Source organism: Candidatus Dadabacteria bacterium (genome assembly GCA_026708565.1).
Lineage (GTDB): Bacteria > Desulfobacterota_D > UBA1144 > Nemesobacterales > Mycalebacteriaceae > Mycalebacterium.
Genome location: JAPOUR010000005.1, coordinates 50,801 through 65,342, shown reverse-complemented (window position 1 = coordinate 65,342; position 14,542 = coordinate 50,801). Strand labels below are relative to the sequence as shown.

The following is a 14,542-nucleotide window of genomic DNA, read 5'->3' as shown; positions in this document are numbered from 1 at the left end:
TCTCACAAGTATATCCCGCACAGAATGAAAACTAAAACAAGCGCCCCGCAAACCGCGTTCAGTTTGAAAAAGGCAAAGCCGATGTTGTCCGCCGCTCTGCTCTCCGCCGCCAGAACGGCGCAGACGGCCGCAAGGGCGGCGAGGGAAAACATATTCCCGCCGAATTCCAGTATTTGCAGCGCCGCCAGAGGAATCGCCGCGCCTGCGTGAAGCGCCGCCGAGACCCGCCGCGCGCCCCGCGCGCCGAGAGAGACCGCCGCCGAATGCAACCCGTTTGCCCTGTCAAAATCCTCATCGGCGGTTGAATAGATGACGTCAAACCCCGACACCCACAACAGTGTGAACAGGCCGAGCATCAAGGGCGCAAAAATTTCATCCGCCGCGCACCGCACGGCGAGCCAGCCGCCCGCCGGGGCAAGCGCAAGCGCGAACCCGACTCCGAGGTGGCACAGCGGCGTTATCCTTTTCATATAAGGATAGGCGGAGAACACCGCCACCGGAAACGGGGAGAGCAGGAACACAAAAGGGCATATCATATACGCCGCCCCGAAATACACGGCAAGGCCCGCGCCTGTTACCGCATACGCCTCGCCCCGGCTTATTTTTCCCGCCGGAATCTCCCTGCCCGCGGTTCTGGGATTTGCCGCGTCCACGGCGGCGTCAACAATTCTGTTTACCGCCATTGCAGCGGTTCTCGCCCCCGCCGCCGCCGCAACTATGAGCGCCGCAATGCGAACGTCCGGAACGCCGCCCGCCGCCAGCATTGCGCCCGCCGCCACCAGCGGAAGAGAAAACAGGGTGTGTTCAAACTTCACAAAAGAGAGATATTTTTTCATCACTGAAAATAGGGCTTGAGAAAACGGCCGGTCAGAGATTTTTTGTTTTTTGCCACTTGCCGGGGTGTTCCCTGCGCCACGATTTCCCCTCCGCGCTTTCCGCCTCCGGGGCCAAGGTCTATCACATGAGCCGCAGTTTTGATTATCTCCGGATTGTGCTCAATCACAATTACGGAGTTTCCCGCCGAGATAAGTTTTTCAAGAACCTCAAGCAACCGCCTCACATCTTCGGTGTGCAGGCCGATTGACGGCTCGTCCAGAATATACAGAATGCCGCGACCGTCTTTTCTTGACAGTTCGCGCACTATTTTCATCCTCTGCGCTTCTCCTCCGGAGAGCGTTGTCGCCGACTGGCCGAGCCTCAGGTATCCGAGTCCGACATCCGTGAGCCCCTGCAATTTCTTTGTGACCGCCGCGGAGCCGGAGAAAAACCCCGCCGCTTCGCTTACTGTCATGTTCAAAACATCATCTATGTTTTTGCCCCGCAACTTTGCTGAAAGAACGTTGTTTTTGAACCTCTTTCCCTCGCATTGCGGGCACGTGACGGACACGTCCGCAAGAAACAGCATCTCCACTTTTTGTATTCCCTCCCCCTCGCACATTTCGCACCTGCCGCCCGTGATATTGAAGGAGAAGTCCGACACGGAAAGCCCTTTTTCCACCGAATCGGGCGAGCCCGCCATCGCCTTGCGTATTGCGTCATACGCCTTCACATAGGTAACGGGGTTTGAACGCGAATTTTTCCCTATGGGAGACTGGTCAAGCATTACCGTGTCCGTGATTTTTTCCGCTCCGGAAACGGCGTCGCAATCCGCCGTCTCGCGCGTCCCGTTTAGGAGGTTTTTGTGCAGGACATCTTTTATCAGGGAGCTTTTGCCTGAGCCCGAAACTCCGGTTACGCATACGAGAGTTCCGAGCGGTATGGAAACGTTGATATTTTTGAGGTTGTTTTTTCTCGCTTTTCGGACGGTTATTTTCCCGCCGCCGTTTTTCCCGTTTCTTTTCGGGGGCGTGATGGTTTTTTTCCCCGAAAGATAGAGGCCCGTATAGGAATGCGGCGCGCGGGAAACCATTTTCCCCGGAGGCCCCTGATAAACCAGATTTCCGCCTTCCTCTCCGGTTTCCCTGCCTATCTCAACTATGTGGTCGGACTCTTTTATAATGTCCATATCGTGCTCCACCACCACGACCGTGTTGCCGTTGTCGCGAATGTTTTTAATTACCGAAACCATGTTGCGCGTGTCCTGAGGGTGCAGACCCACGGAAGGCTCATCCAGTATGTACAGGGTGTCCGTGAGGCCGGAGCCGATTTGAGAGGCAAGCGCGGCTCTCTGCGCCTCGCCTCCCGAAAGCGTGCGCGTGAGGCGGGAGAGGGCAAGGTATTCAAGCCCCACATCGCGAAGGAAACAGAGCCGCCCGCGTATCTCTTTCAACACATCCGCCGCGACCGCCCGGCCTGTTTTTGAAATAATTTTTGATATTGATTTTCCGGAAAACATCTCCGCCAGTTCGCCCACGGGAATTTCCGTCATCTCGCTTATTGAGAGTCCCCCGATCTTGACCGCATCGGCTTCTGGGCGCAATCTGCTTCCGCCGCATGCGCCGCACAAAACAGTTGACCTGTAACGTGAGAGAAAAACCCTTGTCTGAACCTTGTAGATTTTCTTTTCTATTTTTTTGAAAAACCCCATTACGCCGCCTCGCGCCACGCCGACCGAGCCGTCGCCTTGAAACAATGTTTCCTTTTCTTCGGGGCGGAGGCTGTCAAAGGGAACGTCCGGGCTTACGCCGTTTGCTTCCGCGAGTTGAATAAGTTTTCTGTTGGCAAATCTGTATGAAGGGTAGGTGAACGGCTCAACCGCCCCGCCGCGCAAGGTTTTCGCGCCGTCCGGGACAATAAGAGAGCGGTCTGTTTCAAGTCTGTTTCCAAACCCGTTGCAGTTTCCGCACGCCCCTCGCGGGCTGTTGAACGAGAACATCGCCGGATACGGTTTCGGAAAAGTCAGTCCGCACTTCTCGCAGGAAAGCCCCTTTGTGAAAGAGAGCGGTTTTCCGCCCTCCGGCTGAACCACAACGGAGGGGCTTTCCCTGAAAGCCGTCTCCGCCGACCCGCTGACCCTTGAAAGCGGTTTGTCCGTGATGTTTACTCTGTCAACAACAACATACGAAAAGTTTTCAATCTCTCCGGCGTCTTCAATCCTCTCAACCTTTCCCGATCTTGTGAGCGCCCTGACAAACCCTTTTTTCAGCAGGCGTTGCGCCGTTTCATTTTCCTCCGGCTTGAACATAATGAGCGCCGCCCGGCCCTTGTATCCGGATGCCAGGGTTTTCGCGACAGACCGGGCGGAGTGCTCAGTTGCGCGCCCGTCGCAGCCGGGGCAGACGGTCTCGCCCGCGCTTGCGAAAAGCAGGCGGAGGTAGTCGTAAATCTCGGTTGTTGTTCCCAGTGTTGAGCGGTTGTTCTGAACGCGGTTTCTGTTTTCTATGGAGATGGAGGGGGGGAGGTTTTCAATGGAGTCAACATCGGGGCGGGCGACCCTGTCCAGAAACTGCCTTGTGTAGGTGGACAGGCACTGTATGTATTTCCTCATGCTTTCGGCGTGGATGGTGTCCACCGCGAGAGACGATTTCCCCGAACCGGAAAGCCCCGTTATCACAGTCAAACTTTCCGGCGGGATTTCAACGTCTATGTTTTTGAGGTTGTTCTCCCTCGCGCCTTTGACAAGCACGGAACGTTTTGTGAGCGCCGCCATTTCACAACTATAGATTTCAATCCCCGCAGTTGCAAAAAACAGCCCGCCGCCCGTTCCGCCCCCGGCGGCGCGGGGGCGGGCATATTTGCGAAATCCTCTCAATTTTGTTAGCGTTTGCGTATGATGTCCATTCTTGAACAAACAGACCCGGCGGTGGCGGACGCCATAAGGCGGGAGTTAAAGAGGCAGGAAACAAAGATTGAACTCATCGCCTCGGAAAACTATGTGAGCCCCGCCGTGCTTGCCGCCATGGGAAGCGTGATGACCAACAAATACGCCGAGGGGCTTCCCGGCAAACGGTATTACGGCGGCTGCGAGTTTGTTGATATCGCCGAAAATCTCGCGCGGGACAGAGCAAAGGAACTCTTCGGCGCGGACTGCGTGAATGTTCAGCCTCATTCGGGGGCTCAGGCAAACATGGCGGTTTTTTTCTCATGCCTCAGCCCCGGCGACACCTTTCTCGGAATGGACCTCGCCCACGGGGGGCATTTGACGCACGGAAGCAAGGTCAACTTTTCCGGGCGTTATTACAACGCCGTTTCCTACGGGGTCAGCCCGGAAACCTTTCTTATAGACTATGATGAGGTGAGAGACATTGCCCTCAAACACAAGCCGAAGTTGATTGTCGCGGGCTTCAGCGCCTATCCGCGCCGCCTTGACTTTGAGCGGTTCAGGCAGATAGCCGACGAGGCGGGCGCGATGCTGATGGCGGACATAGCGCACCCTGCGGGGCTTGTGGCGGCGGGGCTTTATCCCGACCCGGTTCCCCATTGCGATTTCGTTACAACCACCACGCACAAAACCCTCAGGGGGCCGAGAGGGGGGATAGTCATGATGAAGGGCGAGCACGAAAAGGTTGTGAACGGCAGGGTGTTTCCCGGAGTTCAGGGCGGGCCGCTTATGCACGTTATCGCGGCAAAAGCGGTTGCTTTTGCCGAGGCTCTCTTACCGGACTTCAAACTGTATCAGCAGCAGACGCTTGACAACGCGCGCGCCATGGCGGACGGACTCACGCGGCGCGGTTTTGACGTCATCTCCGGCGGAACGGACAATCACCTGATACTGATTGACCTGACGAACCGGAACATAACCGGCAAGGACGCGGAGATCTGTCTTGAAAAGGCGGGCGTTACGGTCAACAAAAACGCCATACCTTTTGACACCCTTCCTCCGGCGACTTCAAGCGGCATACGCATAGGCACTCCGGCGGTTACCACACGCGGGATGAAAGAGGATGAGATGGACCTGATAGCGGACTTCATTCTGAGGGCTCTTGAGAGCCCGGACGATGACAAAAAACTTGCCGGGGTCGCCGCCGGGGCGCGGGATTTGTGCGCGCGGTTTCCCGTGTATGAGGGAATGGAAATTTGAGGTGCATATTCTGCATGGCGGATGACACCAGCGTTGTGGATTCGCGCAGCAATGATGAAACGTCCTATGTCCGCCGGAGGAGGGAATGCTCCTCGTGCAAGAAAAGGTTCACCACATACGAGCGGCCTGAGGTGAAGATTACCGTTGTCAAAAAGGACGGGCGCAAAGAGGATTTCCGCAGGGAGAAGATCGCGGACGGTGTTAAAAAGGCGTGCGAGAAAAGAGGCATCAGCCCCGAAGATGTGGAAAACTTTGTGCTGAAAATAGAAGGCGAACTCGCAGGCAACGGGGAGCGCGAAATAGAGGCGCACAAGGTCGGGGAACAAATAATGAAAAACCTTCGCAATCTGGACAAAGTCGCCTATCTGCGTTTTGCGTCCGTCTATAAATCGTTCAATGATGTGAGCCAGTTTCTGGACGAGGTAAAAGACCTCGCCCTTGATGAGAAAAACGTTCCGGAAAAAGAGGACTGACCGGTGCTTGTTGACACGCACGCCCATCTGGAAATGCTTGGAGACGGCGCGCCGGGCGCGGTTGAGAGGGCGGCTGAGTCCGGCGTCGGGGCAATAGTTTCCATGTCAATTGACCCTGAGAGCGCCGTGCGAACCCTCGCTCTTGCGGAACGTTTTGAGTCCGTCTATGCGGCGGCGGGCATTCATCCGCATTCCGCGTCCGTATTCGGAGACGGAACAGTTGAGACCCTGGCAAACCTCGCGTCAAACCGGAAAGTTGTGGCGATAGGGGAAACGGGTCTTGACTATCACTATATGAAGTCCGACCGAGAACGGCAGGTTGAGTCTTTTGAAGCCCTTGTGAGCCTTGCGGGGCGGCTGGGGCTTCCCGTTGTTGTCCATGTGAGAGAGTCGGCGGATGATGTTGAGTCAGTGCTCAAAGCAAAGGCGTCCGGCGACAAGCCGGGAGTGATTCACTGTTTTGCCGACTCTTACGAGACTGCAAAGAGGTTTCTTGACCTTGGGTTTTTCATCTCCTTTTCGGGAATACTTACCTTTAAGAATGCTCCGGAAGTCCGTGAAACGGCTGCAAAAATTCCGTCCGACCGCATACTGGTTGAGACTGATTCCCCATATCTCGCACCCGTTCCGATGAGGGGAAAAAACAATGAGCCGGCATTTGTGCGCCATGTGTTTGATGTTCTCGCCGAAGTAAGGAACGAGACGCCCGCCCAACTTGAAGACACTCTTTTCCGCAACAGCGCGGCGCTGTTTGCGGGCATAAGGGCCTGAGAATTTCATGGAGAAAAAGCCGAAAATTGCCATCACCCTCGGCGACCCTTCCGGCGTGGGGCCGGAGATTGCCGCCGTAGCGGCGGCGGACGAAGAGACAAGGCGCATATGCGAGCCGGTTATTTTTGGAAGCCCGGATGTGTTCGGCAAGGCGTGTGAACTTGTCGGCGCGGACGCGGGCGGGATTGAGGTGGCGGAAACCGGTGATATGAGTTTTGATGACCTTGCCATAGGGGAGGTAAGCAAAGACTCCGGCACAGAGGCGCTTGCGTCCGTCAGGGAGGCGGTGGAGAGCGTCCTTTCCGGTTCGGCGGACGCCGTGGTTACCGCTCCCGTTCACAAAAAGGCGATTCGTCTTGCCGGTTCAGTTCATCCGGGGCATACGGAGATGCTCAGGGAAATGACCGGCGCGGAGAATGCGGTGATGATGTTTGAAGGCGGAGACTTGCGGGTGGCGCTTGTTACCATTCACTGCGCCTTGAGCGAGGTTGCGGGGCTGATAACCGCAGACGCTGTTTTTAACACGGTGAAGGTTTGCTCGGACGGGCTTTCGGAGAGGTTCGGCATAGAGTCTCCGAGGATTGCCGTGTGCGGCCTCAACCCCCATGCGGGGGATGGCGGCGAGTTCGGCTCGGAGGATATTGAGCGCATAGCCCCGGCGGTTATGAGGGCTTCCGCCGAGGGTCTGGATGTCTCCGGGCCTCTTCCCGCCGATGCGGTTTTTCATTCCGCAATGGAGGGCAGGTGGGACCTTGTTGTGGCCATGTATCACGACCAGGGGCTTGCGCCGTTTAAGATGCTGGCTTTCCACAGGGGGGTGAATGTTACTTTGGGGCTTCCCATAGTGCGCACCTCTCCCGACCACGGAACTGCGTTTGACATAGCCTGGCGCGGGGTGGCAAATCCGCGCAGTATGAAAGAGGCGGTCAAAACGGCCGTCCGTCTGGTCACATAAGGCCCAGCCGCAGTTTCAGAATTGTTTTTGCGATTGAAAATCCGTAGGAAAACTGGCGGGTTGAAGAGCCGTGAACCCGCTTTGAAAATGACATGGGCACTTCCGCAAATTTGAAGTCCGGGTGGTTTTCGTGAAGTTTGCAGATGATTTCCTGATGTATGTCAAAGTGCTCGCACGCAAGCGGCAGGGCTTTAATTTGCGGGGCTTTGTAAAGTTTGAAACTGGTTGACCAGTCTTTGCAGTCAATTCCCAGAAGCGTGGAGCAAAAGATGTTGAGGGCGCGGGACATAAGGTGGTTAAGAAAGTAATCTTCCGAGCCGCCGCCTTCGGTGTAGCGCGAGGCGATAACCATGTCGTGGCTCTCTCTCAGGTCAAGCATTGAGGGAATAACTTCGGGCGGATGGGAAAGGTCTCCGTCCATCAGTATCGCGTATTGCGCATTGACTCTTCCGATGCCCGTCCGCACCGCTCTGCCGTATCCGTCTTTCCCTCCGTCTGTCGGCACATAGTCAACGTTTTCAAAACCGGCGCACACCTCAGGAGTTCCGTCCATCGGGGTTACGGTGTCCACAACTAATATCCTGTAAGTGATTCCGTAGTCATCAAGAATGCCAATAAGACGCGGCAGGAGGATTTTCAGATTTTCCTCCTCGCGCATGCAGGTGATGAAGATGTTCAGTTCGCAGGGTGGTTTGGTCATTTGGCGGGGGGATTATACCGGAATGAGAGGTTTTTTTTGACAGGGTTTCAGGTCAAGTGTTCACTGTTTCACTCCGCTTGTCTCAAAGCGCCATTCAAAACGGGTGGGGCGTAACCGCCCGCCCACTTCTTGACAATCCCCGCCCGTCCCTTAACCTTGTTGCCGTAATGGACGGCGACGCCTACGCTCCGGTGGTTATTGTCTGGGTTCTGACGGCGGGACTTGCGGCTGTCCTGCTTTTTTTTTCCGTTTACCTCGGAAAAGACAAACCGAATACTGAGAAATCCTCCCCCTACGAATCGGGCATAACGCCGATTGGCGAAGCCGCCGGGAAGTTTCCGGTGAACTACTACATCATCGGCGCGCTTTTTATCCTGTTTGACATAGAGGCGGTTTTTCTGATTGCGTGGTCAATGGTCGCCCGCGAACTCGGCGCGGTGGCGGCGGTTGAACTTGGGGCGTTTCTCGCCGTCATAGTGGCGGGCTATCTGTATGTTCTGTTCAAAGGAGTGCTGGATTGGCGGTAAGCGGCGGCGGCATTTTAGGCGGAGACGGCTTTGTTTCAACCAAACTTTCCGAGTTTGTGAACTGGTCCAGAAAAAACAGCCTCTGGCCCATGCCGCTGGGCACGGCATGTTGCGCGATAGAGATGATGGGAGCGTTCGCCTCCCGCTATGACATGGCGCGTTTCGGGGCGGAGGTCGCAAGATTCTCGCCGCGTCAGGCGGACCTCATGATAGTTTCGGGCACTATAACCTACAAAATGGCGTCGGTGTGCCGGAGAATTTACGACCAGATGCCGGAGCCCAAGTGGGTTATAGCGATGGGCTCATGCACTTGCGGCGGCGGCCCGTTTGACAGTTATGCGGTGGTTCAGGGAATAGACGAGTTTCTGCCCGTTGATGTTTATGTGGGCGGCTGTCCCCCGCGCCCCGAAGCGCTGATAGATGCGGTTATGAAGATACAGGCAAAGATAGAAAACGAAGGCGCTCCGCTGAAATGAGCGTTCTTGAGTCAGTTAAGAACACACTCGGCCCGTTCTCGCTCTCAAGCGGAGAGATGAGGGGGGGCGAGCCTTTTTTTGTGATACGGAGGGAAGCCGTTAAAGAGGCGTGCCTCAACCTTAAACTGGAGCGCGGCTTTGCCTACCTTTCAGACATCACCGCCGTGGACTATCTGGGCGAAAGAGCCGGGGCGCGGTTTGAAGTTATCTATAACACCGTCCGCTTTGACTCCCGGTATAACGAGGAGATGAGGGTTTTTCTCAAAGTTCCGCTGGATGCGGACATGTTGCGGCTGGAAACGGTTTCCTCCGTGTGGAAGGGGGCGGACTGGCTTGAAAGAGAGGTGTTTGATATGTTCGGAATCGTTTTTAACGGACACCCGGACATGAGAAGAATCCTGCTGCCCGAAGATTTTGAGGGCTTTCCCCTCCGCAAGGATTTTGACGTCAGAGACAGAGAACCCGCAAAGCGCTCGTTTGAAAAGGCGCTCAAAGAGGGAAACTTCTGATGAGGGGTTTTTGATGGAAAAGGTTCAGTTTGTTACGGACGGCGGCAATGGCGACGCCGAAATGATTCTGAACATGGGCCCCCAGCATCCCGCCACGCACGGGGTTTTGCGCATAGTGCTGGGGCTTGACGGCGAGGTCATAAAAAATGTTGTGCCTCACATCGGATACCTGCACAGAGGCATAGAAAAACTGTGCGAAAACATCACCTACCAGCAGTGCCTCCCCTACACGGACAGGATGGACTACCTTGCGGCAATCTGCAACAACATAGGATTTGTTCTCGCGGTTGAGAAGTTGCTCGGTATAGAAGACGAAATCCCGGAGAGGGCAAAAGCGGCAGAGGTCATAATGTTTGAACTCGGCAGGATTGAGTCCCACATGGTCGGCATAGGGACGGGCGCGCTTGATTTGGGCGCGTTCAGTTCCTTTATGTATTGCTTCAAAGAGCGGGAAAGGATTTATGACATCCTTGAGATGGTTTGCGGAGCGAGAATGACAACCTCCTATCCGAGGGTCGGAGGACTCCCCAAAGACCTGCCGGAAGGGTTTGCCGATGCTGTGAACAACTTTGTTAAAGATTTCCCTCAAACCCTTGATGAGGTTGATAAACTTCTGACAAAAAACGGTATATGGCTTCAAAGAACGAAGGGCGTGGCGCAGATAAGCGCGGAGGACGCGATTGATCTCGGTTTGTCGGGTCCCACTCTTCGGGGAAGCGGTGTGGAGTTTGATGTGCGGAAGGCGAAGCCGTATTTGGGGTATGAGAATTACGATTTTGATGTTGTGGTGGGGGAAGACGGGGACGTCTATTCCCGTTACCTCTGCCGGATGGAGGAGTGTAGGCAGAGCGTCCGCATTATAAAGCAGGCGATAGACAACCTGCCGGACGGCCGCTACATTGCCGACTTGCCGGAGATTGTTCTTCCCGAAAAAGAGCAGGTTTATACAAAGATGGAGTCGCTGATACGCCACTTTGTTTTGGTTTACGAAGGCTTTTCCCCGCCCGCGGGCGAGGCGTATTGCGCGGTTGAGAACCCCAAGGGTGAACTTGGATACTACCTTGTGAGCGATGGCACGAAAAAGCCCTACCGCATGCGCGTCCGGGGCCCGTCATTTGTCAATCTTCAGGCGCTCGCGCCGATGCTTGAAGGCGCTTTTGTGGGGGATGTGGTGGCGGCTCTGGGAAGCATAGACATAGTGCTCGGAGAGGTTGACAGGTGATTGTCTATTCAAGAGTTCTGGTAACTGATTTCTACTCTCTATATGGGGTGCTGACGCAGATAAGTCATTAAATTTTCATACCGAAGATCTTTTTCCAATGCAGGATTATTAGTTTTTATATCCTCAAGACAGTCTTTAAGTTCATAGGGCGGCCATTCACTATTATCGTTGATGACCAGTCTCAAGAATTCCAGAGATTCCTCTGGAAACTCTTTACACAAGTCAGAATCACAAAGTTTATGGACTAGAAAACTGTGTCCTTCTGACGGTTGAAGCCAGTGACGTAGAAGGTCAAGCGCATCCGGAAACTTTTCCGACGCCGAGACACATAGACTGCCGAGGCTTGTGGAAATGTCGGGAGTAATTTTGTCCTTGTCTTTTGGCCAAATGGATTTCAGGTATGGGACGACTCGGTTTGTCCAATAGTTAGTGCGTTGCTCACTTGCGCTTTCCAACTCTATCACGAGTGCTTGGGCTACTTCACATAACCCGTCTGTAGAGAGCGCGTCAGTAGCTCGCTTAAGTTCAGTTTGAGTGAATGTGCTACTGCCACTCTGGTCAAGAGCCGCAAAGGTGAGAATCCGCGCATAATACTGCTTACCGTGGTTTTCCAGATCCTCATAGTGGGTTGCAGTATTGAGAAAGTCCGACTTGAGTTCCTCCATCAGAGGGTAGTATAGGCGGGGTGACCACAGGAAACCTTCCCAGACTGCCCGTGCTTCTGTTTCTGACTGTTGCCAGTTAAATAACGGCAACAAGTGCTGTATTGTCCACTCGCGGTCTACGCGAAACAAATTGATAACATGGTGCGCTAACAAAACACGGCCATGTCGAAACTGACTGGTTTGGGTATCACAAAGTTCAGTGAATATGGGTTTGAGTTTCTCCGGCAGACCTTGTTTATCTTCCAAGGTCTGCCGATACCACCAATCTAACAACGCCTGCGTTACATAGCCTACTGGATGATTGATGGCGAGGTTGACAGGGTCGTCGGTCTTGGCATTATCCTGATATTTCAGACTCAGGATACGGCGCGTGAGGATTAGAAACTCTTCTTCATGGCCCTCAAAGGTTTTGGCAATGGCTTTCAACCACCAACCAACTCCGTAGGTGACATCCTTGTTCTGTAGAAAGTCATCGGGAGCTGTGGTTAATACGGGTGCGACGGATCGCCATAAAGTCTCGCGCACTTTTTCATCTGATGACCAGACCCGTAAAGCGTCCCCCCAGCGTTGGTCAAGCCAAATGTTTTTTCTGGCAAAATGGTGTAAGGCTTGTGCTGTGTTCTCAAAATCATTTTTGCAAAGTTCTTGCCAGTCATCCTCTCTTCCTTCGGCAGGATGGTGGTTTTCTGTCAAGTAGTTTACCAACCCATCTAGGTCGCCACTCGGTATCGGTTCAAACTGTAGCCAAGGCTTTCGTCCACCCCAAACACCGCTCTCCATCCGGTCTGGAAATTCATCACGTTCATCTTCAGCAAGTTGGTGCTGGACAGAGAGCGCATTCAGACGTTCTTGGCCTGTGGAGCTCAAACCAGCACCAGATTGAACCATCTCTGCCAGTCGTAGCCAGATTTTTTTGTCAACAATGTCCCTGTCTTCCGGGGTCATATTGTCTCTGAACATGTTGAGGGGTGGCCCGGCAAGGACCGCCTGCTCAAGTTCTCGCAACATCGGTTCATCAATTTGTGGAGCCAAGACAGCCAGCAGTCGTATGGATTCACGCCGGGTTTTATCTGACCACAACCACCACTTTTCATCTGCGAGCAACCAGTCAAGTGCGCGGCGATGGGTTACTACACCGCCCTGTGTAGCGGCAAAAAATGCGAGACGCTTAAAAAGAGGATAGGGCGTTTGCCACCATGCCTCTGCCACGAGTAATGCATGTTGCGGTGATTGCTCGGCTGTGGCCAACCATGCGTCCCGAGCTAGGTCTATCAAAGAAGTCCATTCGTGAAATCCCCTATTCTGCCGGTGCTTACTGATTGAAGGTTGATACTCAAAAGACGGGTCGCTCTTGTTGTCCGCGCCACCAAGTTCACGCATCAAATCCAAGGCATCGCGCAATAAGGCGCTAAAATCGGTCAGCAATTCCGGTAAGGCCGCAGTCCAACGCTCGCGCTCGTTATCATTCAAGTCATTCAATTTGGAATGGATAGGGCCTGCCGAAAGCACAATCTCCCAACTAACAAGCTCGCTTAGACACTCTGGCTTTTGATTTTCGCTATCACCTGTTGGCAAACGGAAAAGTGGTTCACTTATAGATACTCGTGGTGTAAGTATCTCACGTAGTTCAAACCGTAAAGTTGTGGTGAGTCCGTCTCGCTCAAAGCGCTTATGCCATTGGTAGAAATCATTGCTTTGTGTCTGCGATTTACGCGATTTAACGCGCCCAGCAAGCAGAAGCCGCCATAGCGTTCGCATGTGTGGCCCGGGAATTGCCTTGGGTGCATTGTTACGAATACGGTCTATCGTGGTCGTATCACCGTCTTGCTCATACTTAGCAAGTTTGTGCAAGCATTGTTCTACCACCCGGATCAGGTCCTTATGCAGTTGACCACCCTGTTTAGCCAACCAAAGCACCAGAGCAGGGTCATCAAGATGACGTACCAACCACCGTGCCAAGTGTTGCATAATGTTATCCCATTTACTACCAAGAGAACCAGTATCAGAGATGACCATCCATGGTGCCAGACTGTAAGGTGATGGTCTGGAAACCAGACTGAATTTAAGGTCGTTATCAACCTCTGTTCCAGAAGAAACACCAAAGCGCTCCAAGTCAACATGTTTGTAGCGGTCTTCACTAAAAGGTTCCAAGAGCCAATCCAGATGTGGAACCGGATTAAACTCGGCGAAGCGCTTCATTGGGAGTCCAGTCTGGTCGCTCAGTGCCCATAGCATACGACCAACAAAGTCATCTTGCTTGGTGCTCTTCGATGGACGTGTCATTGCATATCGCACAACAATGCTTTCTTTCCCGCCCACACCATCTCTGTATTTGTCGGCCCAATCCCGCAGTGTTCTGTGAAGGTAGGAGTGACGATTGTGCTCCCGATAGAGAATGGGTGTAACATTTTTGGCCCGCCATTCGTTGTAGACCTTCTCTTCCTTGCCTTTGGAGTAACTACCAAAAGCAAACATTTCCGGTGGCGACTCACCGAGCAAACGGTCAGCAGCAAGAGCGTCCATCATATAGCGCAATACTGGGTCGCCGATGCTGTAACCGACAAAGCATACAATATAGTTGCGAAACAGTTCGCTCACGAATCGCGCTGCCCAACGTTCCGTAAGATAGGCCAACCCAAAGTCGCCACTGGAGACAACCAGACTATCCAGATCGTTTGGCATGGGTGGGTTGGTATCGGGCAACAGACCATGTAGATACACCAGCCTGTCCCATCTGTTCTTCGGAATTGGCAACTGTGGTGCCTGAGAGCGGTTGACCGACAGTGATTTTGTGGCGATTACTTCCTCAAAAAGACGGTCAAAGTTAGTAGTGACCAACCGCATTTGTCCCTCGCGGTTCCTGCCTAGCGTCAACAGGGCTTCGTGAGTCGCGGTTGCTTTCTCGGCACTCTTCGGGTCACTGATGTCTGGGGTTAGAATACTTGCCAGTTCCCTTCTTACTTTCCCGCGATCACCAGCAATATCTGCTTCCAATAAGCCTATCGCAGTATCAAACTTCTTGGCCTCTATTGCCGATTGTTGCACCTCATTGCGTGTGCCCACCAAGTTATCATAGAGTTGTTTCACTAGGTCGGCAAAGCCAGGCAAGCCTGCTGGGTAAGAAATCCCGGCCCCACAGAAAAAGGCTACTTGCCCATCTTCGTGCGCCTGTAGCAACTGTTCTGGAATGTCAGGACCACCTTTTACAAATTGCATAGTATCTCCTTATGTTGAACAATTATAAGCAAGAAACCAAGGTAGAAACTCAATATATCAACTGAATT

12 protein-coding genes are annotated in these 14,542 nt (G+C 53.6%); 8 read left to right on the top strand and 4 right to left on the bottom strand.

The genetic code is table 11. From position 1 onward, the window contains the following. Window positions 1-2: 2 nt before the first annotated feature. Both ubiA and uvrA read right to left on the bottom strand, forming a co-directional pair. Window positions 3-836 (bottom strand): putative 4-hydroxybenzoate polyprenyltransferase, encoded by an 834-nt coding sequence (gene ubiA, locus OXF42_01360; protein ID MCY4046748.1) that lies wholly within the window; start codon window positions 834-836, stop codon window positions 3-5. Beyond that, complete coding sequence (gene uvrA / locus OXF42_01355) at window positions 836-3,691, bottom strand: excinuclease ABC subunit UvrA (GenBank protein MCY4046747.1); 2,856 nt, start codon at window positions 3,689-3,691, stop codon at window positions 836-838. Before uvrA ends, ubiA begins: the two co-directional genes overlap by 1 nt. Before the next feature lie 21 nt (window positions 3,692-3,712). Between uvrA and OXF42_01350 the strand changes: the two genes are divergently transcribed. From OXF42_01350 to pdxA, 4 genes are read left to right on the top strand one after another with little or no spacing between them, the layout of a single operon-like run. Then, the gene (locus tag OXF42_01350; protein MCY4046746.1) at window positions 3,713-4,960 is read left to right on the top strand and encodes a serine hydroxymethyltransferase; all 1,248 of its coding nucleotides are present in this window, start codon (window positions 3,713-3,715) and stop codon (window positions 4,958-4,960) included. After that, entirely contained in the window at window positions 4,957-5,433 is a 477-nt protein-coding gene (gene nrdR / locus OXF42_01345) for a transcriptional regulator NrdR (protein MCY4046745.1), read from the top strand. Before OXF42_01350 ends, nrdR begins: the two co-directional genes overlap by 4 nt. Before the next feature lie 3 nt (window positions 5,434-5,436). Beyond that, window positions 5,437-6,204 (top strand): TatD family hydrolase, encoded by a 768-nt coding sequence (locus OXF42_01340; protein ID MCY4046744.1) that lies wholly within the window; start codon window positions 5,437-5,439, stop codon window positions 6,202-6,204. 7 nt (window positions 6,205-6,211) lie between these two features. Beyond that, entirely contained in the window at window positions 6,212-7,159 is a 948-nt protein-coding gene (gene pdxA / locus OXF42_01335; protein MCY4046743.1) for a 4-hydroxythreonine-4-phosphate dehydrogenase PdxA, read from the top strand. Here pdxA and OXF42_01330 read toward each other — a convergent pair. Next, entirely contained in the window at window positions 7,152-7,859 is a 708-nt protein-coding gene (locus OXF42_01330; GenBank protein MCY4046742.1) for a glycosyltransferase, read from the bottom strand. The genes pdxA and OXF42_01330 overlap by 8 nt on opposite strands. 56 nt (window positions 7,860-7,915) lie before the next feature. Between OXF42_01330 and OXF42_01325 the strand changes: the two genes are divergently transcribed. From OXF42_01325 to nuoD, 4 genes are read left to right on the top strand one after another with little or no spacing between them, the layout of a single operon-like run. Then, window positions 7,916-8,386 carry an NADH-quinone oxidoreductase subunit A gene (locus OXF42_01325; protein MCY4046741.1) on the top strand — a complete coding sequence of 157 codons (471 nt, stop codon included), beginning with the start codon at window positions 7,916-7,918 and terminating at the stop codon, window positions 8,384-8,386. 11 nt (window positions 8,387-8,397) lie between these two features. Beyond that, a complete protein-coding gene (locus OXF42_01320; protein ID MCY4046740.1) occupies window positions 8,398-8,862 on the top strand; it encodes an NADH-quinone oxidoreductase subunit B in 465 nt (154 codons plus the stop codon). After that, entirely contained in the window at window positions 8,859-9,371 is a 513-nt protein-coding gene (locus tag OXF42_01315; protein MCY4046739.1) for an NADH-quinone oxidoreductase subunit C, read from the top strand. Before OXF42_01320 ends, OXF42_01315 begins: the two co-directional genes overlap by 4 nt. 13 nt (window positions 9,372-9,384) lie before the next feature. Further along, window positions 9,385-10,593 (top strand): NADH dehydrogenase (quinone) subunit D, encoded by a 1,209-nt coding sequence (gene nuoD / locus OXF42_01310; GenBank protein ID MCY4046738.1) that lies wholly within the window; start codon window positions 9,385-9,387, stop codon window positions 10,591-10,593. Window positions 10,594-10,631: 38 nt separating this feature from the next. Here the strand turns inward: nuoD and OXF42_01305 are convergent, their stop codons facing one another. Further along, window positions 10,632-14,474: an SIR2 family protein gene (locus tag OXF42_01305; GenBank protein ID MCY4046737.1), complete on the bottom strand. Its 3,843-nt coding sequence runs from the start codon at window positions 14,472-14,474 to the stop codon at window positions 10,632-10,634. Window positions 14,475-14,542 lie beyond the last annotated feature (68 nt).

Bases quoted from the DNA above. Each gene is read 5' to 3' on its own strand.
- ubiA (MCY4046748.1), bottom strand. From the start codon at position 836: ATGAAAAAATATCTCTCTTTTGTGAAGTTTGAACACACCCTGTTTTCT.
- OXF42_01350 (MCY4046746.1), top strand. From the start codon at position 3,713: ATGTCCATTCTTGAACAAACAGACCCGGCGGTGGCGGACGCCATAAGG.
- pdxA (MCY4046743.1), top strand. From the start codon at position 6,212: ATGGAGAAAAAGCCGAAAATTGCCATCACCCTCGGCGACCCTTCCGGC.
- OXF42_01330 (MCY4046742.1), bottom strand. From the start codon at position 7,859: ATGACCAAACCACCCTGCGAACTGAACATCTTCATCACCTGCATGCGC.
- OXF42_01315 (MCY4046739.1), top strand. From the start codon at position 8,859: ATGAGCGTTCTTGAGTCAGTTAAGAACACACTCGGCCCGTTCTCGCTC.
- nuoD (MCY4046738.1), top strand. From the start codon at position 9,385: ATGGAAAAGGTTCAGTTTGTTACGGACGGCGGCAATGGCGACGCCGAA.
- OXF42_01305 (MCY4046737.1), bottom strand. From the start codon at position 14,474: ATGCAATTTGTAAAAGGTGGTCCTGACATTCCAGAACAGTTGCTACAG.